This window comes from Sphingomonas sp., assembly GCF_017745215.1.
Classification (GTDB): domain Bacteria; phylum Pseudomonadota; class Alphaproteobacteria; order Sphingomonadales; family Sphingomonadaceae; genus Sphingomonas.
Map to the genome: position 1 here is coordinate 11,893 of NZ_JAGHZV010000014.1, position 19,736 is coordinate 31,628.

Below are 19,736 nucleotides of genomic sequence, written 5' to 3' on the forward strand. Positions count from 1 at the left end.
GGCTTTACGGGCGACGACGGAGACGCCAAGCGGGTCGGTGGGCGACCCGGCAATCGGGCGCGAGAGGAGAGGGGCTGATGGCGTTGCTTTGGGCGATCTTGATCCTGGTCGGCATGCTGGTGCTGGCTGCGGCGGCGTGGAGCTGGCGCGTCAACGCCGCGATCGAGCGCGCACTTCCCGCGCAGGGGCAATGGATCGAGGTGCCCGGCGCGAAGCTCCATTATGTCGAGCTCGGCGCCGACAACCCGGGCGCGCCGCTGGTGATGATCCACGGCATCCTCGGCCAGATCCGCAACTTCACCTACGACTGCGCCGAGCGGCTCGCGCGCGACCGTCGCGTGATCGTCGTCGACCGCCCCGGCTGGGGCTGGTCCGGGCTTGCCGGCCCGCGCCCGCGCATCCCCCGGCAGGGCGCGATGATCGCCGCCTTCGCCGACGCGCTGGGGCTCGAGGCACCGGTGCTCGTCGGCCATTCGATGGGCGGCGCGGTCTCGCTCGCCGCCGCGCTGCACGCGCCCGGCCGCTTCGGCGCGCTCGCGCTGATCGCGCCCTATACCCAGCCGGTCGACCGGCCGCCCGCGCCCTTCCGGGAACTGATGGTGCCGACCTGGCTCGCCCCGCTGATCGCCTGGACGCTCGCGATGCCGGTGGGCATCCGCAAGGGCCGCGAGCGCGCCGCGCAGGTCTTTGCGCCCGACGCAGCCCCCGCCGATTTCGCCGCGCGCGGCGGCGGCATGCTCGCGATGCGGCCCAAGAGCTTCCTGTCGGGCGTGTTCGAGATCCATGTCGCGAGCCTCGACATGGCCGCGCAGGCACCGCGCTACGCGTCGCTGACGCTCCCGGTCGCGATCCTCTACGGCCGCGAGGATGCGCTGCTCGACCCCGAGCTCCACGGCCGCAAGACGGCGGACGCGATTCCCCACGGCCGGCTCACGCTGATCGAAGGCGGGCACATGCTCCAGATCTGCCACGCCGACGAGACCGAGGCCTGGCTGCGCGGCGTGCTCAGCGGCAGCTGAACACCACGCGCTTGGCCGGCTTGTCGAAGGTGATCGACGAGCAGCCGGCGAGCGCGTCGGCGCCGACCTCGACCACCATCCGCCGCTTGCCCTTCTGCTTCTCGCCGGTCACCACGATCTCGTCGGGATCGGGCTCCTCGCCCTGCACGCCGATGCTTGCGGTGCTGCCGAAGTCCGATGTGCGCACCATCATGCCCGTCAGCGACACCGGACCCGCGGCGAACGCCCTGCCGAGCGCCAGATGCCGCACCGGCCGCTCGACGCCGAGGTTGACCGGCATCCTTCGCGGCTCGCCGTCGAACCTGCCGTCGGCAACCGCCGCGATCGCCGCCGCGGCCGAGGCGGTGGCCAGGCTCTGCGCGCGCGTGGTCGAGAAGCGCAGGCGGATCGTGTCTTCGCCCGCCGGCACTTCGACGCCCATCCCCAGATAGCCCCAGTCGGCGAGCGCGAAGCTGAGGCTGCGCTCGCCGGGCGCGGCGGGGCGCAGCGCGAAGCGGACCACCGGCGCGGGGATGCCGCCCGGTCCGATCGTGCCGTCGGCGTCGCTGGTCATCCGTCCCTCGAACCAGGTCGCGCGTCGCTTGAACTCGCCCTGGCCCAGGTCGATGCGCACCACCGCCGACCGTCCGGCCACGCGCACCGGCCCGATCAGCGCGCGCGTCGCGAAGGGACCGGCCTTCAGCCCCGCGCGCTCGGCGGCATCGGGGTTGATCACCGGCATCGACGGCGCGCCGGGCAGCACGTGCAGCCGCATCTCGGCACCCTGGACCCTGGCCGTCACCGGATCGGGGCCGAACGCCAGCGGGTCGGGTACGTCCGCCGCAGCGAGCACGAGCGGCGTGAGAACAAGCAGGCGTCGCATCGATCCTCCTCTGGTCCGCCTGATCCTGATCGGCGATCGTGGCCGGAGCGCGGCGCCCTATTCCGCTGCCTGCGTCGTCCAGCCGAGCTGGGGGATGGTGATCGAGCGCCGCCCCGACAGGTCGACGCGCGTCACGAACAGCTCGCGCCCCTCGATATACGACAGCAGCCGCCGCACCCGCCCCAGCGAGCTGGTGCCGTAGCTCGCGGCGATCTCGGCGTCGCTCGGGCAGGGCAGGCCCTCGCGCGCAGCCCGCGCCACCAGCAGGAAGGGGCCGAGCATGTCGTCGGGCAGCGCGCGCGCGGCGTCAAGCGCCTGGGCCCAGTCCTCGTCGGGGTCGCCATGGATGCCGGCGCGCGCCGCCGACAGCCGCCGCACGAAGCCGGAGAGATCGAGCCGCGGGCGTGACAGCCCGACCATCCGGCAGCGCACGAGGAAGTCCTGGTAGAGCACCGCCGGCGAGCGCAGCGCGCTGTCGCCGTCCTCGACGATCGCGCGCAGCACGTCGGCGATCAGCCCGGCGACTTCCTCGGGGTCGCGCTCGGGCTCGGGCGCGGCGGGCGCGGGCACCGAGCGCGCGAGCGCCTCGAGCAGCGTCTCGGACGGCATCTGCACCGGCGCCGGGGCGGGCGAGGGCGGCGTCCAGCTCGGCTCGGCGGGGGCGAGCAGCAGCTCCTTGATGTCCTCGCTCGGCGCCTCGGGCAGCGGCGTGAGCTTGGGGCTGCCGCTGCGCGCGCTGGTCTCGACCGCGCCGATCCTGACCGAGATCGGCCGCCGCGACACCGCCGGGCCGAGCGCGAGGAAATGGCCCCTCGCCAGGTCGCGGATCGTCTCGGCCTGGCGCCGCTCCATGCCCAGCAGGTCGGCGGCGCGCGCCATGTCGATGTCGAGGAAGGTGCGCCCCATCAGGAAGTTCGACGCTTCGGCCGCGACATTCTTGGCGAGCTTGGCCAGCCGCTGCGTGGCGATCACCCCGGCGAGCCCGCGCTTGCGCCCGCGGCACATGAGGTTGGTCATCGCCGAGAGCGAGGCGCGCCGTACCTCCTCCGCGACTTCGCCGCCGCCCGCGGGGGCGAACAGCTGCGCTTCGTCGACCACCACCAGCGCCGGATACCAATGGTCGCGCGGCGCATCGAACATGCCGTTCAGGAACGCCGCGGCGCACTTCATCTGGCCCTCGGCCTCGAGCCCCTCGAGGCTCAGCACCACCGAGGCGCGATGCTCGCGGATCCGCGCGGCGAAGCGCGCGACGTCGCGCTCGCTGTGCTCGCTCGCTTCGATCGCGACATGGCCATAGCGGTCGGCGAGCGTGACGAAATCGCCCTCGGGATCGATCACCACCTGCTGGACATGGCCAGCGCTCTTCTCGAGCAGCCGGCGCAGCAGGTGCGACTTGCCCGACCCCGAATTGCCCTGCACGAGCAAACGGGTCGCGAGCAGCTCCTCCAGGTCCATCTCGACGGGGCTGCCGGCGGTATCCAGCCCCATGTCCACGCGTACGGTCATCGCCTTCGGCTTTGGCCGAAGCGGGCGGGCAGGGGCAAGGGCGGTTCGTCGAAAAGCTGTGGGCGGGCCGCTCGACAGCGGGGCCTCGCCGCCGCTACTCGGGGAACGCCATGGCCGCCGACCCGCTCCAGATCCTCCGCACCACCTTCGGCTATCCCGAGTTCCGCGGGGTCCAGCGCCAGGTGGTCGATCGCGTGCTCGCCGGCCGCCACACGCTCGCGGTGATGCCGACGGGCGCGGGCAAGTCGCTCTGCTACCAGTTGCCGTCGCTCGCGCTCGAGGGGACGTGCCTCGTCGTCTCGCCGCTGATCGCGCTGATGCATGACCAGTTGCGCGCGGCGGAGGCGGTGGGCATCCGCGCGGCGACGCTCACCAGCGCCGACGACAATCGCGAGGAGACGATCGAGCGTTTCCGCGCCGGCGCGCTCGACCTGCTCTATGTCGCGCCCGAACGCGCTTCGGGCGAAGGCTTCCGCAACCTGCTCGCGCGCTCGAAGCTGTCGCTGTTCGCGATCGACGAGGCGCATTGCGTCTCCGAATGGGGGCATGACTTCCGCCCCGACTATCGCCTGCTCCGGCCGATGCTCGACGCCTTTCCGGACATTCCCCGGCTCGCGCTCACCGCCACGGCGGACGCGCACACGCGCGCCGACATCCTCCAGCAGCTCGGCATCGCCGAGGAAGGGCTGATCGTCGCCGGCTTCGACCGGCCCAACATCCGCTACGCGATCAGCCCGCGCACGCACGGCCCCAAGCAGCTCGCCGAATTCCTCGAGGAGCATCCCGGCCCGGGCATCGTCTATGCGCCCACGCGCACCTCGGTCGAGAACCTTGCCGCCAAGCTCGGCAGCGGCGGCCGGCCGGTGCTGCCCTATCACGCCGGGCTCGACCCCGCGGTGCGCAAGCGCAACCAGGCGGCGTTCGTCGCGTCGGAGGAGATGGTGATCGTCGCCACCGTCGCCTTCGGCATGGGGATCGACAAGCCCGACGTACGCTTCGTCGCGCATGCCGCGCTGCCGAAGTCGATCGAAAGCTATTACCAGGAAACCGGCCGCGCCGGCCGCGACGGCGACCCGTCGTTCGCGCATCTCTTCTGGGCGGCCGAGGATTTCGCCCGCGCCCGCCAGCGCATCTCGGAGGTCGAGCCCGGCCGCCAGCCCGGCGAGCGCGCGCGGCTCGATGCGCTCGCGCGGCTGGTCGAGACGCCGGGGTGCCGCCGCGCGGTGCTGCTCCGCCACTTCGGCGAGGACCCGCCCGAGTTCTGCGGCAATTGCGACCATTGCCTCGAAGCCCCCGAGATCACCGACGCGACCGAGACCGCGCGCAAGCTGCTTTCGGCGATCTACCGCACCGGCCAGGCCTTCGGCATCGGCCATGTCGAGAAGGTGCTGACCGGCGCCAGCGACGATCGCATCCTCCAGCGCGGGCACGACCAGCTCTCGGTGTTCGGCATCGTCGACGCCGAGGAAGCGCGGCTGCTCCGCCCGCTGGTGCGCGCGCTGACGGCGCGGGGCTCCTTGTCGGCGACCGAGCATGGCGGGCTCTGCCTCGCCGGCGACGCGCGCGCGATCCTCAAGGGCGAGGCCAGGGTCGAGATCGTCGCGCCGCCGCCCAAGCGCGAGCGCCGCCAGCGCAAGGGCCGCGGCGGTGCCGGCGCCGAGGCCAACCCGGTCGGCAATCCGCTGTTCGAGGCGTTGCGCGCAAAACGCCGCGAGCTCGCGCAGGAAGCCCAGGTGCCGCCCTATGTCATTTTCCACGATTCGGTGCTGCGCGACATGGCCGCGAGCCGGCCGACCAACCTGTCGCAGCTCGGCGGCATCGCCGGCATTGGCGCGCGCAAGCTCGAAGCCTATGGCGATGCCTTCCTCCAGGTGATCCGCGACGCGGAGGCCATGGCGTGAACGGAAGAGGCATGGACGCATGATAAGAACGATCGACGACCGCATCTCGGTGGCCCCGCAGATCGCGCCCGAGGATGTGCCCGGGATCGCTGCGGCGGGGTTCGTCGCGATCGTCAACAACCGGCCCGAAGGGGAGGCGCCCGATCAGCCCGAGGGCGCGGCGATCGCTGCCGCCGCCGAAGCCGCCGGGCTGGCCTACACCGAAATCCCGATCACCCATGCCGGCTTCTCGGCCAACCAGGTCGAGGCGATGGCGGCGGCGCTCGCCGCGGCCGAGGGCCCGGTGCTCGCCTATTGCCGATCGGGCACGCGCTCGTGCAACCTCTGGGCGCTCGCCGCGGCGAGTCGGGGCGGCGACCCCGACGAAGTCACGGCCAAGGCCGCGGGCGCGGGCTATGACATCACCGGCATCCGTCCATTGCTCGACGCGCTTTCGGGGCGCGGCTGATGTGGATCCAGCTCGGCGCGTCGTTCGCCGCGGTGCTGGTGATGGCGGGTGCCGCCTGGGCGCTGCGGCTCGGCGGCGGCGGCGGGATCGCGAGCGAGGCCGAAGCGATCGAGACCGCGGACGCGCTGCTTTCGGGCTTCGAGGGTCGGCGCGCGCAGCTCGGCAGCGACGGGCGCGCGGCAGTGGTCACCGGCGCCGACGGCAGCTTGGCGCTGCTCAAGCTCCACGGGGCGCGGATCGCGGTCCGTCGCCTCTATCCGCCCTTCGCGACGCAGCCGACGCCCGAAGGCCTGCGTGTCGCGAGCGGCGAGGCGCGGTTCGGCGCGGTGACGCTGCGCGGGGTGGAGGGACTGCCGGCGTCGGGCTGACGCGCGCCCATCCCAAACCGTCACCCCGGCGAAAGCCGGGGCCCAGGGCAGGAGAGGACGTCGCTCGTGGTCCTGGGTCCCGGCTTTCGCCGGGATGACGACGAAGGGTTCAGGCCGCAGTTCGCTCCACCGACCGCGCCAGCATGTCGAAGTGGCGCCGCAGCGCTGCGATCCCGCGGTCGAAATAGGCGACGTCGCGGTGCGTGCGCGCCTGCATCACCCCGCCTTCCATCGTCGTCAGCACGAACTCGCCGAGCGCCTGGCGGTCGAGGTCGGCGGGCAGCCGGTCCGCGGCCTCCGCGAGGCAGCGCTCGATCACGCCCACCCAGTTGGTGAAGTTCGCCGCGAGCAGCCCGCGCACCGCGGGATCGGCTTCGTGCAGCTCCAGGGCGAGGCTGCCGATCGGGCAGCCATAGGCGCAATCGGTGTCGGCGATCGCGGCCCGGTAGCGCGCGAGCAGCGCGAAGATCCGCTCGATCGGATCGTCGACGCCTTGCCACGCCGGCTCGACCAGCATCGGATAGATGCCGTCGCGATACGCCTCGAGCACCGCGACGAGGATGTCCTGCTTGCCGGGGAAGGCGTGGTAGAGGCTCCCCGAATTGAGCTGGGTGCGGCTCAATATGTCGGCGACCGACGTCGAATTATAGCCCTTGAGCCAGAACAGCTCCATCGCCGCCAGGACGATCTTCTCGCGCGTGCTCATGCCCTTTGCCATGGCCGCTTGATCGATCGTTCAAGCGGCCCCCGTCAAGCCCGCACGTCAACCCCCCGCCCGGGGGCGGATATTTACATCATTGTCAGTTGATGTAGGTTCCGACCCGAGATGAAGCTCGCCGATCCCGTCGCCTATGCGATTCCCGCCTTCGTGGTGCTGATCATCGCGGAGATGTTCATCGCCCGCGCGCGCGACAAGCGGCGCTACGAGCCGCGCGACACCTTCACCTCGCTGATGCTCGGCCTCGGCAGCCAGGTCGCCGGGCTGCTCACCGGCGGGCTGGTGTTCGTGATGGCGAGCTGGGTGTGGAAGTTCCGCCTCTTCGACATCGGCTGGCAATGGTATTGGTTCGTCGTCGCCTTCGTGCTCGACGACCTGGCCTATTATGTCTTCCACCGCTCGGCGCATCGCGTGCGCTGGTTCTGGGCCAGCCACGTCATCCACCATTCGAGCCAGCATTATAACCTGTCGACCGCGCTGCGGCAGACCTGGACGGGCTTCCTCAGCCTCACCTTCCTCTTCCGCCTGCCGCTGTTCCTGATCGGCTTCCCGCCGGCGATGGTGTTCTTCGTCGCGGGGGTGAACCTGATCTACCAGTTCTGGATCCACACCGAAGTCATCGGCCGGATGCCGCGCTGGTTCGAAGCGGTGATGAACACGCCGTCGCACCACCGCGTCCACCACGCGACCAACCCGCGCTACCTCGACAGGAACTATGCCGGCGTGTTCATCGTCTGGGACCGGATGTTCGGCAGCTTCGAGCCCGAGCGCGACGACGACCGGCCGCGCTACGGCATCGTCAAGGACCTCGGCAGCTTCAACCTCGCCTGGGCGGCGTTCCACGAATGGGTGGGGATCGCGAAGGACGTGTGGCGCGCGCCGACGCTCCGGGCGAAGTGGCTCTACATGGCGGCGCCCCCCGGCTGGAGCCACGACGGCAGCCGCGACACCTCGGAAGTCATCAAGGCGCGCTGGGAAGCGGCGCGGCAGCAGCGGGAGGATGCGTGGAACAGGCCGACATCGTCGTCATCGGCGCCGGATCCGGAGGCAGCGCCGCCGCGGGCCGCCTGAGCGAGGACGGCGGGACCAGGGTCCTCCTGCTCGAGGCCGGCGGCCGCAACGCCGGGCTCAAGACGATCATGCCCGGCATGATGCCCTTCCAGAACGAAGGCACCAACTGGCGCTTCGAGACGGTCCCCCAGCCCGGTCTCAACGGCCGCCGCGGCTACCAGCCGCGCGGGCGCGGGCTCGGCGGGTCGAGCGCGATCAACGCGATGCTCTACATCCGCGGCCATCCCTGGGACTATGACCAATGGGCCGCGCTCGGCTGCACCGGCTGGGGCTGGGACGAGGTGCTGCCCTGGTTCAAGCGCTGCGAGCACAATGTCCGCGGCGCCGACGCCTTCCACGGCGCCGACGGGCCGCTGTGGGTGAGCGACCAGGACCATGCCCATCCCGGCAGCGCCGCCTTCCTCGAGGCCGCCGCCTCGCTCCAGATCCCGCTCAACCCCGACTTCAACGGCATGCGCCAGGAAGGCGTCGGCCTCTACCAGGTCACGCAGAAGCGCGGCGAGCGCTGGTCGGCGGCGCGCGCCTATCTGGGCGATGCCGCGCGCCGGACCAACCTCTCGGTGGTCACCGAAGCGATGGTCGACCGGGTGATCTTCGAGGAGGGCCGCGCGGCCGGCGTCGCCTATCGCGTCGGCGGCGAGGCGCGCACCGTGCGGGCGAAGCGCGTCATCATGGCCGCGGGCGCCTTCCAGACGCCGCAGCTGATGATGCTCTCGGGGCTGGGCCCGGGCGAGCATCTCCAGCGCTTCGGCATCCCGGTGGTGCGCGACTGCGCCGCGGTCGGCGCCGGCCTCCAGGACCATATCGACTATACCGCCGCCTTCGAGACCGGGGGCAGCTTCTTCCTCGGCCACAGCCTCGCGGGCAGCGTGAAGGGGATGGGCTCGATGCTGCGCTGGCTGGCGACGCGCAAGGGCCGGATGACCACGCCCTATGCCGAGGCGGGCGGCTTCCTCACCACCGATCCCGCCTCGCCGGTGCCCGACGTCCAGCTCCATTTCCTCATCGCGATCGTCGAGGATCATGGCCGGGTGAAGGTGCAGGGCCACGGCTACAGCTGCCACGCCTGCGTGCTCCGCCCCGAGAGCCGCGGCACGGTGCGGCTCGATTCGCCCGACGCCGCGGCGCCGCCGGCGATCGACCCCGCGTTCCTGAGCGACCCACGCGATGTCGAGACGCTGAAGCGCGGCGTGCGCGCGATGTACCGCATCCTCGAGACCCCGCCGATGACCGGCTTCGACGGCCGCGACCGCTATCCGGTCGACCTCACCGACGACGAGGCGCTCGAGGCGCTGATCCGCAACCGCGCCGACACCGTCTACCACCCGGTCGGCACGTGCCGGATGGGCGGCGACGCCGAGTCGGTATGCGATCCGCGGCTCAAGGTGCGCGGGGTGGACGGTCTCTACATCGCCGACGCCTCGGTGATGCCGCGCCTCGTCGGCGGCAACACCAACGCGCCGTCGATCATGATCGGCGAACGCGCCGCCGCCTTCGTGCGCGAGGCGCTCGGCTAGGGCGACTTCTAGGTGAAGTTGCCGGCCACGGTATCGTTCGAGGGTGCCCCGTCGTGCTCGAATTGCTGGAGCAGCACGAACTGGAAGTTGCCGCTGGGGACGGTGTCGCGACGCCGCGTGAAGCGGACGCCGCAGATCAGCTGGCCGTAGAGCCTCGCCCGATACCAAGTCCCCTTCGGGAAGCCGATGGTGAGTTCGGCAGGCCTGTTGCCCAGGTCCTCGCGCCAGCCGCCCTGCTGGCCGTGGGTAAGCTGCAACGTGCCGTCACGCTGCAGCGTCCATTGCTCTTCGTCGGACGTCCAGCTTGTCCATCCCGTCCACAGGCCGGCCGCGCCGGGCAGCTGGGGGCGGAGGCTGCGCTTGTGGAATTTCCTGAGCGCTGTCGAGCAGACCTCGTCGAGCGACGCGTCCTGGCGCAGCTTGGGCTTGGGCCTGGACTTCGGCTCGTTCCGTGCCAGGTCGTCGATCTTTTCGGCGGCTTCGCCATAGCCGCCCAGATACAGAAAGACGGCGCCCACCGTCGTTGCGAGCAGAAGCACGGTAAGCGCGGCATAAAGGGCGCGGCGGTTCGGCTTCGATACGCCGGTCTCGCCCGTGGCATGCTCGCCGGGATAGCGCTCATGAAGCTCAGGCGATGACTGTCTCGCGGCGAGGAGCACCGCGATCAGGCCGGAGATCACGCCGATGCCGATGCCGGCCGCGGCAACGATGTTCCAGATCCCGATGTTGGTGTTCGGAAACCAGATCCAAAATTTGTTGATGAGCTTCCCGACGGTTTCCACCAACGCGGAAATCCCGCCGATCCCCGTTCCGACCGCGCCCACGGCAGTCCAGAACTTCAGCGTCGATACTTTCCTGACCATGCCCAATCCCCCCAAGGACATCGTGGCACGCAAACGCATCCCCGTCGGGACTCGAGCTACCTATCCATTCGGGCAGGAATGTCGCGATCAATATTTTCCGCTTCGGACCATTGCCGGCCGAAACAAAAAACGGGCCGGTGGTCGAAACCACCGGCCCAGTTCATTCCGCAGGAGGAACCTGGGGTGGACGCCGCGCCGTTGAGGAGAGGATTGGCGCGGCGTCCGAGCTCGTCAGTAGTTGTAGGCGCGCTCGCCGTGAGCGTTGATGTCGAGACCCTCGAGTTCGACATCTTCGCTCGGGCGGAGGCCCACGGTGAACTTCAGCAGCAGGAACAGGACCAGCGAGACGCCGCCCGAGAGGGCGAGCGTGACGCCCACGCCCCACAGCTGGCTGATGATCTGGCCGACCTGGTCGAAGGTGCCCGGCACGGCGGGGAACTTGGTGTAGTCCACCCAGCCCTGGCCACCGAGCGCCGGGTTGGCGACGATGCCGGTGCCGATCGCGCCGACGATGCCGCCGATGCAGTGGACGCCGAACACGTCGAGCGAGTCGTCATACTTCAGCAGGTTCTTCACCGTGGTGACGAAGAAGAAGCACACCGGCGAGACGACCAGGCCGAGCACGATCGAGGTCATCGGCGCGCCGAAGCCCGCCGCCGGGGTGATCGCGACGAGGCCGGCGACCGCACCCGAGCAGGCGCCGAGGAGCGACGGCTTCTTGTGCACGATCTGCTCGATCACTGCCCAGCTCACCGCCGCCGCGGCAGTCGCCACGAAGGTGTTGATGAAGGCGAGCGCGGCGAGGCCGTTGGCTTCGAGGTTCGAGCCGGCGTTGAAGCCGAACCAGCCCACCCACAGCAGCGAGGCGCCGATCATGGTCATGGTCAGCGAGTGCGGCGGCATCGGCTCGGACTTGTAGCCCTTGCGCGGACCGATCACGAGGCAGCCCATCAGGCCGGCGATGCCCGCGTTGATGTGCACCACGGTGCCGCCGGCAAAGTCCAGCGCGCCCTTGCCGTAGAGGAAGCCGGTGTCGGTCGGCGTGTCGGACAGGAAGTCCGGGCCGGCCCAGTACCAGACCATGTGCGCCATCGGGAAATAGACGATCGTCAGCCACGCGACCACGAAGAGGATCAGCGGCGTGAACTTCACGCGCTCCGCGAAGGCGCCCACGATCAGCGCCGGCGTGATGCAGGCGAAGGTCATCTGGAAGACGACGAAGGCATATTCGGGGATGTACACGTTGTTCGAGAAGGTGGCGCCATAGGTTCCGGCGGTCACGCCGTTGAGGAGCACCTTGGAGAAGCCGCCGACGAACGGCGCGAGCGGGCCGGTGCCGCCCGAGGTGAAGGCCATCGAATAGCCCCAGCAGCACCACACCAGCGCGGCGACCGAGACGATCATGAACACCTGCATCAGCACCGACAGCATGTTCTTGGTGCGGACGAGGCCGCCGTAGAACAGCGCCAGCGCGGGCACCGACATCAACAGCACCAGTGCCGACGAGATCAGCATCCAGGTGGTGTCGCCCTTGTTGACCATCAGCGCCTGCTGCTCGACGGTCGGGGCCTTGATCAGGTCCGCCGCCCAGGCAGGCATCGCCGCGAATACCGCAGCGGCGCCGAGCGCGAGCCCGGCCGTCTTAACTCCTAGCTTCATTGCAACCCCCTTGCTCACAGCGCGGTCTCGTTGGTCTCGCCGGTACGGATGCGCACCGCCTGGCCCAGGTCGAGGACGAAGATCTTGCCGTCGCCGATCGCGCCCGTGCTCGCGGCGGCCTGGATGGCCTCCACCGCGCGATCGACCAGGTCGGCGCCGACCGCGACCTCGATCTTGATCTTGGGCACCATGTTGGTGCTGTACTCGGCGCCGCGATAGATTTCGGTCTGGCCCTTCTGCCGGCCGAAGCCCTTGACCTCGGTCACGGTCATGCCGGTCACGCCGACCTGCGTCAGCGCTTCCCGAACGTCGTCGAGCTTGAACGGCTTGATGATGGCGATGATCAGCTTCATTTCGCCCCCTCTGCTGGTTTTATCCCGCGAGGAGGATCAGCAAGGGGCGTGCCAGAGGCAGGATTCCCACGAATCCGCGATTCCGGACGCAATCAAATGTTACCGGAACGTTAAATTTTGTGCAGTTGCGAAAGCGTGCCTAAATTTCAGGCAGGATTCGCCGCGCTGCGGCAAGATCGTCCTCGTCGACCATCACCCGCACGGGGATGAGCAGGAAACTGCCGTCGGCGATGCTCGCCCCGGCATCGAAGGCGATCGCGGGGATGCCTTCGCTTTCGAGCCTGGAAACAACGATATGCGCTTCCGGCGCGCTGAAGCGGCCCAGCTCGACCAATGCCATCAGGCGGGCGCCTGGCTGGGGTTGCGCACCGGCAGCCCGTCGATGCTGTGGGTGCGGGACTGATATTTGGCGAAGCGCACCGCCTCGCCGTGCTTGAGGTGGTATTTGCTCAGCGTCTCGCGCTCGCGGTCGTAGCGCATGTGGGGCACGCCCCAGCCGCACGAGCTCTGCACGCTCTCGACCGCGACATCGAAGATCTGGCGCGTGCCGGGGAGCAGCGCGAAGTTGCCGGCGAGTTCGCCCCAGCCCGCGTCCTGCGGCAGCACCGGCCTGCCGCGGCCGTAGAGGCGCAGGATCAGCGCGGGGCTCTCGAAGGCACAGAACATGATGGTGATGCGCCCGTCGGCGAGCAGGTGCGCGTTGGTCTCGTTGCCGGAGCCTGCGACGTCCAGATACGCGACGCGCCGCTCGCCGAGCACGCGGAAGCAGTCCATCCCCTTGGGGCTGAGGTTGATCCGCGCGTTCCCAGCCGCGGTCGCGACGAAGAACACCGGCTGGCGCGCGATGAACGCGCGGTGCGGGTCGCTGATCGTTTCGAAGAACTCGGCCACCGCCGCCTCCGTTGACGTGCATGGAACATGCGCATAATCTCTGCGCATGCGACACGACTCTATTGGTTCGGGCAAGCGCAAGCCAGTCAATCTCTCGCTCGACACCGGCGTGGTCGAGGCGGCGCGAGCGGCGGGGCTCAATCTGTCGCAGGTCTGCGAGGCGGCGCTGCGCGAAGCGAGCCGCAAGGAACGCGAGCGCGCGTGGCAGGAAGAGAATCGCGAGGCGATCGAAGCGAACAACGCCTGGGTCGAGAAGCACGGTCTGCCGCTCGCGAAGTACCGCATGTTCTGATGGCCAGGTTCGACGTCTACGCGACCGGGGACGGCACCACGCTGCTCGACTGCCAGAGCGATATCCTCGCCCATCTCAACACGCGCTTCGTCGTGCCGCTCGCCTATCCCGACGATGCCGTGATGGTCGACCGCCGCCTGACCCCGCTGCTCGATATCGGCGGACAGGAGATGCTGATGCTCACCCATTTCGCGTCGAGCATTCCCGTCAACGCCTTGGGCAGACGGACGGGATCCGCGGCGGGGCAGGAGTTCACGGTCTCCAATGCACTGGACATGCTGATCAGCGGCTATTGAGCGGTCACGCCGCCGTGCCGCCCACCGTCAGTCCTTCGATCAGCAGCGTGGGCTGGCCGACGCCGGCGGGAACGCTCTGGCCGCCCTTGCCGCACATGCCCACGCCTTCGTCGAGCGCGAAGTCGTTGCCGATGCCGCGCACCTTGGTGAGCACGGTCGGCCCGTCGCCGATCAGCGTCGCGCCCTTCACCGGCGCCCCCAGCTTGCCGTTCTCGACGAGATAGGCCTCGGTGCACGAGAAGACGAACTTGCCCGAGACGATGTCGACCTGCCCGCCGCCGAAGCTCTTGGCGAAGATGCCCTTCTTCACGCGCGACAGCAGCTCGGCGGGATCGTCGGATCCCCCCTTCATGAAGGTGTTGGTCATCCGCGGCATCGGCGCGTGCTGGAAGGATTCACGGCGCCCGTTGCCGGTGGGCTCGACGCCCATCAGCCGGGCGTTGAGCCGGTCCTGGATATAGCCCTTGAGGATGCCGTCCTCGATCAGGATGTTCTCCTGCGTCGGCGTGCCTTCGTCGTCGATCGACAGCGAGCCGCGCCGCTCGCCGATCGTGCCGTCGTCGACCACCGTCACGCCCGGCGCCGCGACGCGCTCGCCGATCCGGCCGGAGAAGGCGCTGGTGCCCTTGCGGTTGAAGTCGCCCTCGAGCCCGTGGCCGACCGCTTCGTGGAGCAGCACGCCCGGCCAGCCGGGGCCACAGAGCACGGTCATCTCGCCCGCCGGCGCGTCGATCGCGTCGAGGTTGACCAACGCCTGGGCGAGCGCCTCGTCGATCGCGCGGTTCCAGGTCGCGGGCTCGAACAGCGTGTCGTAGAGCCGCCGCCCACCGAGCCCGAAATTGCCCGTCTCGCGCCGGCCGTTCGCCTCGACGACGATCGAGACGTTGAGGCGCACCAGCGGCCGGACGTCGGTCGCGACGAAGCCGTCGGGGCGGACGATCTCGACCACGCTCCACTGGCCGGTGAGGCTCACCGACACCTGGGCGACGCGCGGATCGCGCGCCCGCGCGGCGGCGTCGATCGCCTGGCAGAGATTCACCTTGTCGGCGAAGGGGACGAGGTCGAGCGGATCGGCGTCGGTGTAGAGATGCCGGTTGTTCCTGCGCGGCGGCGCGGCCTTGGCGCCCGTCGCCGGATCGATCAGCGTCATCGTCTCGGCGGCGCGGCGGATCGCCTCGGCGCTGATCTCATTGGCATGCGCGAACGCCGTGGTCTCGCCCGAGACGGCGCGCAGGCCAAAGCCCGATTGCGTGTCGAAGCTCGCGGTCTTCAGCCGCCCGTCGTCGAAGCCGAAGGCCTCGGTCTTGCGGTACTGGAGATAGAGCTCGCCGTCCTCGGCACGCGCGAGCGCTTCTGCGGTCAGCCGGGCCGCCATGTCGGGGTCCAGCGCATCGCGGTACAGGAAGCCGCGCGGATCGGTGGGGAGCGTCATCCCGCCGATATAGGCGCATGGGCGCGCCAATCGAAGGGGTTATTGCGGCGAAGCGCCCGAAGGAATGTCCGGCTTATCGTTCAGGCCCGGCCCGTCCGCCGGTCCGCCGATCAGCACGAAGCGCCGGTCGCAATAGCCGCAGTCGACATAGCCGTGCTCGTCGATCTCGAGGAACACGCGCGGATGGCCGAGCGCGGCGGGGATGCCGGCCTGCGCGCCGTCGCAGGCGACGCGGGCGGTGGTGACGCGAGTGACTTCGGGCGGCGGGATCATGGTGCCGCGTTAGCAAAGCCAAAACCGGCTCGCAATCGCCCGCGCGCAGTCCTATGCGAGCGCGATGACAAGCGCCAACACTCAGGCCGCCATCGCGATCGACACGCTCTGCAAGACCTATGAGGGCGGCAAGCGCGCGCTCGACGGCGTCAGCTTCGACGTGCCCCGCGGCCAGATCTTCGGGCTGCTCGGCCCCAACGGCGCGGGCAAGTCGACGCTGATCAACATCCTCGCGGGGCTGGTCAACAAGACCAGCGGCCGCGCGACGATCTGGGGCTTCGACATCGACGCGCATCCGCGCAACGCCAAGGCGAGCATCGGCATCGTCAACCAGGAGATCATCTTCGATCCCTTCTTCACCCCCAGGGAGACGCTGGAGATCCAGGCCGGGCTCTACGGCGTGCCCAAGGACAGGTTCGACGCGATGGCGCTGCTCAAGGCAGTGCACCTCGAGGACAAGGCCGACGCCTATTCGCGCACGCTCTCGGGCGGGATGAAGCGGCGGCTGATGGTGGCGAAGGCGATGGTCCATTCGCCGCCGGTGCTGGTGCTCGACGAGCCGACCGCTGGCGTCGACGTCGAGCTCCGCCAGCAGCTCTGGGCCTATGTCCGCGAGCTCAACCAGCGCGGGGTCACGGTGGTGCTGACGACGCATTATCTCGAGGAAGCCGAGCAGCTCTGCGACCGGATCGCGATCATCAACCACGGCAAGGTGATCGCCAACCAGCCGACGCGCGAACTCGTCGGCATGGCGCAGGAGAAGGTGGTCGAAGTGACGGTCGACCGCGACATCGCCGCGACGCCCGACAATCATTGCTTCCAGAAGGTCGAGGCCAAGGGCGAGCGCACGCTGGTGATCACCTATCGCAAGGACCAGGCGAACGCCGGCGAAGTCCTCGCCGCGGTCCAGCAGGACGGCTACGGCATCGTCGACGTCTCGACGCGCGAGGCGGACCTCGAGGACGTGTTCCTGAACCTCACGCGGGCGGCGAATGGCTGAGACGATCCATAAGCCCCTCCCCTTCAGGCGCATCGGGTCGGCCATGCCCCCGGCATGGCCTAAACAGCGCGGGGCGCTGTTTACCCGATGCGCCTGAAGGGGAGGGGCTAAAGTAGATGAACCACACCTCCGACATCCTCATCATCGGCTCGGGCGCTGCGGGGCTCACCGCCGCGCTCAACCTCGCCGATCGCTTCCAGGTCACCGTGCTCGCCAAGGGCGCGCTCGACGAAGGGTCGACCGCCTGGGCGCAGGGCGGGATCGCCGCGGTGCTCGAGCCCGGCGACAGCTTCGAGAGCCACATCGAGGACACGATGATCGCGGGCGCGGGGCTCAACGACCGCACCACCGTCGAGATGGTCGTCGAGAACGCCCCTGCCGCGATCGAGCGGCTCGAGCAGCTCGGCGTCCCCTTCAACACCGAAGGCAATGCGCTCCACCTCACCCGCGAAGGCGGGCACAGCCACCGCCGCATCGTCCATGTCGACGATGCCACCGGCTGGGCGGTGCAGCAGGCCCTTCTCCGCGCCGCGCGCGCGCATCCCAACATCCGGCTGGTGCCCGATCATGTCGTGATCGACCTCGCCACCAGCCGCCACGAGACGCGCTATTCGGGCGCAGGCAACGTCTGGGGCGTCTACGCCTTCAGCCGCACCACCAACCGCGTCGAGCTGTTCACCGCGCGCGCGACGATCCTCGCCACCGGCGGGGCGGGGCGGACCTATCTCTTCTCCACCGCACCGCGCGGCGCGACCGGGGACGGCATCGCCATGGCGTGGCGCGCCGGCGCGCGCGTCTCGAACATGGAGTTCATGCAGTTCCACCCGACCTGCCTCTACAATCTCGAGGTCAAGAACTTCCTGATCACCGAGGCGGTGCGCGGCGAGGGCGGGCAGCTCAAGATCCCGGGCACCGGCTATCGCTTCATGCCCGACTTCGACCCGCGGATGGAGCTTGCGCCCCGCGACATCGTCGCGCGCGCGATCGACCATGAGATCAAGCGCCTCGGCCTCGACTATGTCCATCTCGACATCAGCCACATGGGCCCCGAGTTCGTGAAGCACCACTTCCCGACGATCTACTCGCGGCTGCTCGACCTCGATATCGACATGACGAAGGAACCGATCCCGGTCGTCCCCGCGCAGCATTACACCTGCGGCGGCATCGTCATCGACCGCGACGGGCGGACCGACCTGCCCAACCTCTACGCCGCGGGCGAATGCACCCAGTCGGGGCTCCACGGCGCCAATCGCCTCGCGTCCAATTCGCTGCTCGAATGCTTCGTGTTCGGCGAAGCGGCGGCGAGCCACATCAAGGCGCATTGGGGCGACCTCGCGCCGCCGCCCGCGATCAAGCCCTGGGACGAGAGCCGCGTGACCGACTCGGACGAGGAAGTCGTCATCAAGCAGAACTGGACCGAGATCCGCCGCTTCATGTGGAACTATGTCGGCATCGTGCGCACCACCAAGCGGCTCGAGCGCGCGGCGCACCGGATCAAGGTGCTGCGCGACGAGGTCGCCGACTATTACGGCCATTTCCGCGTCACCCCCGACCTGATCGAGCTGCGCAACCTGCTCGAGAGCGCCGACCTGATCGTCCGCTCGGCGCTGCACCGCAAGGAAAGCCGGGGCCTGCACTATACGCTCGACTATCCCGAGACGCTGCCGGAGGCGATCGACACCATCCTGGTGCCCTGAGCCGGCGCTTACCTGAATCCTCCCCTGGAAGGGGAGGGGGACCACGCGAAGCGTGGTGGAGGGGTAGGTTCAGCAAGCGACACCGCTCGTGGAGAGCTCCCCTCCGTCAGCCCTTCGGGCTGCCACCTCCCCTTCCAGGGGAGGATTGAACGTTGCGAAGCCACGCCCCGCTCCTCATGAACCCCACCCTGTCTCGCTCCGGCGCAAAAACCGCACGGTTCGCGCGCCGATCGGGGCTTTTCGCAGGCTGCATTTGGATTAGGTTCACGCTTCATCGCTACAAAGACGGGATTCGTCGCAATGCAGCATGAACCGGGCTTGCTGGAATTGGGTCGACGGATTCACATTCGCCTGAGGCAAGGGGCTGTTTTTGTGACGGTATCGAAGCGTTTCGCCGAATTGCGCGCTCAGCTGGCCAGCCAGCCATGGCCCGAGCTGCGTCCGCTGATCGTGCAACCCTTCACCAAGCTCGAGCGCGCGCTCACGCTCGCCGGCATCGCGCCCGCGCTGCTCGTCGGCGCCGCTGTGCACGACCCGAGCCATGTCGCCTTCCCGCTCCCCGGCAGCGCCCAGGCCGCCGAGGAAGTGGCCGCGCCCGTGCCGCCGCTGCCCAGCGCCCCGCCGCCGGCCTCGCTCGTTGCCGAGCTCGACGCGCTCACCGCGCGCTTCGGCGGCACCGTCGGCATCGCGGTCACCAGCCTCGACGACAATTGGATCGCCGGCCACAACGGCAGCCTCAAGCTGCCGCAGCAGAGCGTCTCGAAGCTCTGGGTGACGATGACGGTGCTCGACCAGGTCGACCAGGGCAAGATCCGCCTCACCGATCCGATCACCATCACCAAGGCCGATTTCACGCTGTTCCACCAGCCGGTCGCCTCGCTGGTCAAGGACGACAGCGGCTATACCGCCAGCGTCGGCGAGATCGTCCGCCGCGCGATGCAGATGAGCGACAACACCTGCAACGACAAGCTGCTGCGCCTCGTCGGCGGGCCGCAGGCGGTGCGCGCGTTCATCGCCAGGAAGGGCCTCGGCGCGATCCGCTTCGGACCCGGCGAGAAGCTGCTCCAGGCCGCGACCGCGGGGCTCAGCTGGAAGCCCGAATATTCGATGGGCAATTCGTTCGCGGTCGCGCGCTCGAAGCTGCCCGCCGCGGTGCGCCTCGCCGCGTTCGACGCCTATGTCGGCGATCCGCCCGACGGGGCCGCGCCCGAAGCGATCGCGATGGCGCTGTCGCGGCTCAAGAAGGGCGAGCTGCTCTCGCCCGAATCGACCAAGTGGCTGATCGACACGATGGCGGGCGCCAGGACCGGCCGCGCACGCGTCCACGCCGCGGTGCCGCCGGGCTGGGACTATGCCCACAAGACCGGCACCGGCCAGGATCTCGGCGGCCGCACCGCGGGGTTCAACGATGTCGGCATCCTCACCGCGCCGGACGGCAAGACCTATGCGCTCGCCATCATGATCGGCGACTATGCGGGGCCGATCCAGAACCGCCAGCTGCTGATGCAGGCGGTGGCGAAGGCCGTGGTCGCGACGCATCCCTGAATTCGGGCGCAAGCGGCGGAAGGCG

At 69.4% G+C, this 19,736-nt stretch carries 21 protein-coding genes; 11 read left to right on the forward strand and 10 right to left on the reverse strand.

Features of this window, described 5'->3' with window-relative positions:
• Positions 1-77: 77 nt before the first annotated feature.
• Positions 78-1,019, forward strand: a complete 942-nt coding sequence (locus J7495_RS14345; protein WP_294057328.1) for an alpha/beta fold hydrolase — start codon at positions 78-80, stop codon at positions 1,017-1,019.
• On the opposite strand, the gene J7495_RS14350 is transcribed toward J7495_RS14345, so the two are convergent.
• Positions 1,006-1,881 carry a hypothetical protein gene (locus tag J7495_RS14350; RefSeq protein WP_294057330.1) on the reverse strand — a complete coding sequence of 292 codons (876 nt, stop codon included), beginning with the start codon at positions 1,879-1,881 and terminating at the stop codon, positions 1,006-1,008. The two genes, J7495_RS14345 and J7495_RS14350, sit on opposite strands and share 14 nt — an antisense overlap.
• A gap of 57 nt (positions 1,882-1,938) precedes the next feature.
• Entirely contained in the window at positions 1,939-3,387 is a 1,449-nt protein-coding gene (locus J7495_RS14355; RefSeq protein ID WP_294057331.1) for an ATP-binding protein, read from the reverse strand.
• A 110-nt stretch (positions 3,388-3,497) separates the two neighbouring features.
• On the opposite strand from J7495_RS14355, the gene recQ reads away from it, so the two are divergent.
• Genes recQ through J7495_RS14370 form a run of 3 tightly spaced genes read left to right on the forward strand, consistent with a single transcriptional unit; the run spans position 3,498 to position 6,104 of the window.
• Complete coding sequence (recQ, locus tag J7495_RS14360) at positions 3,498-5,288, forward strand: DNA helicase RecQ (protein WP_294057332.1); 1,791 nt, start codon at positions 3,498-3,500, stop codon at positions 5,286-5,288.
• Between the two features lie 19 nt (positions 5,289-5,307).
• On the forward strand, positions 5,308-5,736 hold the full coding sequence (locus tag J7495_RS14365; protein WP_294057334.1) for a TIGR01244 family sulfur transferase: 429 nt from the start codon (positions 5,308-5,310) through the stop codon (positions 5,734-5,736).
• Complete coding sequence (locus J7495_RS14370; protein ID WP_294057336.1) at positions 5,736-6,104, forward strand: hypothetical protein; 369 nt, start codon at positions 5,736-5,738, stop codon at positions 6,102-6,104. Before J7495_RS14365 ends, J7495_RS14370 begins: the two co-directional genes overlap by 1 nt.
• A gap of 109 nt (positions 6,105-6,213) precedes the next feature.
• Here J7495_RS14370 and J7495_RS14375 read toward each other — a convergent pair whose 3' ends face one another.
• On the reverse strand, positions 6,214-6,822 hold the full coding sequence (locus tag J7495_RS14375) for a TetR/AcrR family transcriptional regulator (RefSeq protein ID WP_294057337.1): 609 nt from the start codon (positions 6,820-6,822) through the stop codon (positions 6,214-6,216).
• 108 nt (positions 6,823-6,930) lie between these two features.
• Between J7495_RS14375 and J7495_RS14380 the strand changes: the two genes are divergently transcribed.
• Together J7495_RS14380 and J7495_RS14385 are read left to right on the forward strand one after the other, a co-directional pair.
• Complete coding sequence (locus J7495_RS14380; RefSeq protein WP_294057339.1) at positions 6,931-7,893, forward strand: sterol desaturase family protein; 963 nt, start codon at positions 6,931-6,933, stop codon at positions 7,891-7,893.
• Positions 7,827-9,410, forward strand: a complete 1,584-nt coding sequence (locus J7495_RS14385; RefSeq protein ID WP_294057341.1) for a GMC family oxidoreductase N-terminal domain-containing protein — start codon at positions 7,827-7,829, stop codon at positions 9,408-9,410. The genes J7495_RS14380 and J7495_RS14385 overlap by 67 nt, the downstream gene beginning before the upstream one ends.
• Before the next feature lie 8 nt (positions 9,411-9,418).
• Here J7495_RS14385 and J7495_RS14390 read toward each other — a convergent pair whose 3' ends face one another.
• The 5 genes from J7495_RS14390 to J7495_RS14410 form a co-directional block, all read right to left on the reverse strand.
• A complete protein-coding gene (locus J7495_RS14390) occupies positions 9,419-10,273 on the reverse strand; it encodes a hypothetical protein (protein ID WP_294057342.1) in 855 nt (284 codons plus the stop codon).
• A 231-nt stretch (positions 10,274-10,504) separates the two neighbouring features.
• The gene (locus tag J7495_RS14395) at positions 10,505-11,932 is read right to left on the reverse strand and encodes an ammonium transporter (RefSeq protein ID WP_294057343.1); all 1,428 of its coding nucleotides are present in this window, start codon (positions 11,930-11,932) and stop codon (positions 10,505-10,507) included.
• A gap of 14 nt (positions 11,933-11,946) precedes the next feature.
• Positions 11,947-12,285, reverse strand: coding sequence for a P-II family nitrogen regulator (locus J7495_RS14400; RefSeq protein ID WP_294057345.1), 339 nt, complete (start codon positions 12,283-12,285; stop codon positions 11,947-11,949).
• A gap of 139 nt (positions 12,286-12,424) precedes the next feature.
• On the reverse strand, positions 12,425-12,625 hold the full coding sequence (locus J7495_RS14405) for a DUF2007 domain-containing protein (protein ID WP_294057347.1): 201 nt from the start codon (positions 12,623-12,625) through the stop codon (positions 12,425-12,427).
• Entirely contained in the window at positions 12,625-13,176 is a 552-nt protein-coding gene (locus J7495_RS14410) for a pyridoxamine 5'-phosphate oxidase family protein (RefSeq protein WP_294057348.1), read from the reverse strand. Before J7495_RS14410 ends, J7495_RS14405 begins: the two co-directional genes overlap by 1 nt.
• 46 nt (positions 13,177-13,222) lie before the next feature.
• Here J7495_RS14410 and J7495_RS14415 point away from each other — a divergent pair, with 46 nt between their 5' ends.
• Both J7495_RS14415 and J7495_RS14420 read left to right on the forward strand, forming a co-directional pair.
• Entirely contained in the window at positions 13,223-13,468 is a 246-nt protein-coding gene (locus J7495_RS14415) for a type II toxin-antitoxin system CcdA family antitoxin (protein WP_294057349.1), read from the forward strand.
• The gene (locus J7495_RS14420) at positions 13,468-13,764 is read left to right on the forward strand and encodes a CcdB family protein (RefSeq protein WP_294057351.1); all 297 of its coding nucleotides are present in this window, start codon (positions 13,468-13,470) and stop codon (positions 13,762-13,764) included. The genes J7495_RS14415 and J7495_RS14420 overlap by 1 nt, the downstream gene beginning before the upstream one ends.
• A 4-nt stretch (positions 13,765-13,768) precedes the next feature.
• On the opposite strand, the gene tldD is transcribed toward J7495_RS14420, so the two are convergent.
• Together tldD and J7495_RS14430 are read right to left on the reverse strand one after the other, a co-directional pair.
• The gene (gene tldD, locus J7495_RS14425; RefSeq protein ID WP_294057443.1) at positions 13,769-15,196 is read right to left on the reverse strand and encodes a metalloprotease TldD; all 1,428 of its coding nucleotides are present in this window, start codon (positions 15,194-15,196) and stop codon (positions 13,769-13,771) included.
• Between the two features lie 39 nt (positions 15,197-15,235).
• Positions 15,236-15,469 (reverse strand): zinc-finger domain-containing protein, encoded by a 234-nt coding sequence (locus tag J7495_RS14430; RefSeq protein WP_294057352.1) that lies wholly within the window; start codon positions 15,467-15,469, stop codon positions 15,236-15,238.
• 64 nt (positions 15,470-15,533) lie between these two features.
• Here J7495_RS14430 and J7495_RS14435 point away from each other — a divergent pair, with 64 nt between their 5' ends.
• The 3 genes from J7495_RS14435 to J7495_RS14445 all read left to right on the forward strand — a co-directional run bounded on the left by J7495_RS14435 (position 15,534) and on the right by J7495_RS14445 (position 19,711).
• The gene (locus J7495_RS14435; protein ID WP_294057353.1) at positions 15,534-16,469 is read left to right on the forward strand and encodes an ABC transporter ATP-binding protein; all 936 of its coding nucleotides are present in this window, start codon (positions 15,534-15,536) and stop codon (positions 16,467-16,469) included.
• Positions 16,470-16,585: 116 nt separating this feature from the next.
• Positions 16,586-18,166: an L-aspartate oxidase gene (nadB, locus tag J7495_RS14440; RefSeq protein WP_294057354.1), complete on the forward strand. Its 1,581-nt coding sequence runs from the start codon at positions 16,586-16,588 to the stop codon at positions 18,164-18,166.
• A gap of 372 nt (positions 18,167-18,538) precedes the next feature.
• Positions 18,539-19,711, forward strand: coding sequence for a serine hydrolase (locus tag J7495_RS14445; RefSeq protein ID WP_294057355.1), 1,173 nt, complete (start codon positions 18,539-18,541; stop codon positions 19,709-19,711).
• The last annotated feature ends 25 nt before the right edge of the window (positions 19,712-19,736 follow it).

What these genes read in the sequence shown, in the direction of transcription:
- J7495_RS14395 (WP_294057343.1), bottom strand. Translation starts at nt 11,932, where the DNA reads ATGAAGCTAGGAGTTAAGACGGCCGGGCTCGCGCTCGGCGCCGCTGCG.
- J7495_RS14435 (WP_294057353.1), top strand. Translation starts at nt 15,534, where the DNA reads ATGACAAGCGCCAACACTCAGGCCGCCATCGCGATCGACACGCTCTGC.
- J7495_RS14350 (WP_294057330.1), bottom strand. Translation starts at nt 1,881, where the DNA reads ATGCGACGCCTGCTTGTTCTCACGCCGCTCGTGCTCGCTGCGGCGGAC.
- J7495_RS14420 (WP_294057351.1), top strand. Translation starts at nt 13,468, where the DNA reads ATGGCCAGGTTCGACGTCTACGCGACCGGGGACGGCACCACGCTGCTC.
- J7495_RS14400 (WP_294057345.1), bottom strand. Translation starts at nt 12,285, where the DNA reads ATGAAGCTGATCATCGCCATCATCAAGCCGTTCAAGCTCGACGACGTT.
- tldD (WP_294057443.1), bottom strand. Translation starts at nt 15,196, where the DNA reads ATGACGCTCCCCACCGATCCGCGCGGCTTCCTGTACCGCGATGCGCTG.
- J7495_RS14390 (WP_294057342.1), bottom strand. Translation starts at nt 10,273, where the DNA reads ATGGTCAGGAAAGTATCGACGCTGAAGTTCTGGACTGCCGTGGGCGCG.
- J7495_RS14365 (WP_294057334.1), top strand. Translation starts at nt 5,308, where the DNA reads ATGATAAGAACGATCGACGACCGCATCTCGGTGGCCCCGCAGATCGCG.
- nadB (WP_294057354.1), top strand. Translation starts at nt 16,586, where the DNA reads ATGAACCACACCTCCGACATCCTCATCATCGGCTCGGGCGCTGCGGGG.
- J7495_RS14345 (WP_294057328.1), top strand. Translation starts at nt 78, where the DNA reads ATGGCGTTGCTTTGGGCGATCTTGATCCTGGTCGGCATGCTGGTGCTG.
- J7495_RS14380 (WP_294057339.1), top strand. Translation starts at nt 6,931, where the DNA reads ATGAAGCTCGCCGATCCCGTCGCCTATGCGATTCCCGCCTTCGTGGTG.
- J7495_RS14370 (WP_294057336.1), top strand. Translation starts at nt 5,736, where the DNA reads ATGTGGATCCAGCTCGGCGCGTCGTTCGCCGCGGTGCTGGTGATGGCG.
- recQ (WP_294057332.1), top strand. Translation starts at nt 3,498, where the DNA reads ATGGCCGCCGACCCGCTCCAGATCCTCCGCACCACCTTCGGCTATCCC.
- J7495_RS14355 (WP_294057331.1), bottom strand. Translation starts at nt 3,387, where the DNA reads ATGACCGTACGCGTGGACATGGGGCTGGATACCGCCGGCAGCCCCGTC.
- J7495_RS14430 (WP_294057352.1), bottom strand. Translation starts at nt 15,469, where the DNA reads ATGATCCCGCCGCCCGAAGTCACTCGCGTCACCACCGCCCGCGTCGCC.
- J7495_RS14415 (WP_294057349.1), top strand. Translation starts at nt 13,223, where the DNA reads ATGCGACACGACTCTATTGGTTCGGGCAAGCGCAAGCCAGTCAATCTC.
- J7495_RS14375 (WP_294057337.1), bottom strand. Translation starts at nt 6,822, where the DNA reads ATGGCAAAGGGCATGAGCACGCGCGAGAAGATCGTCCTGGCGGCGATG.
- J7495_RS14405 (WP_294057347.1), bottom strand. Translation starts at nt 12,625, where the DNA reads ATGGCATTGGTCGAGCTGGGCCGCTTCAGCGCGCCGGAAGCGCATATC.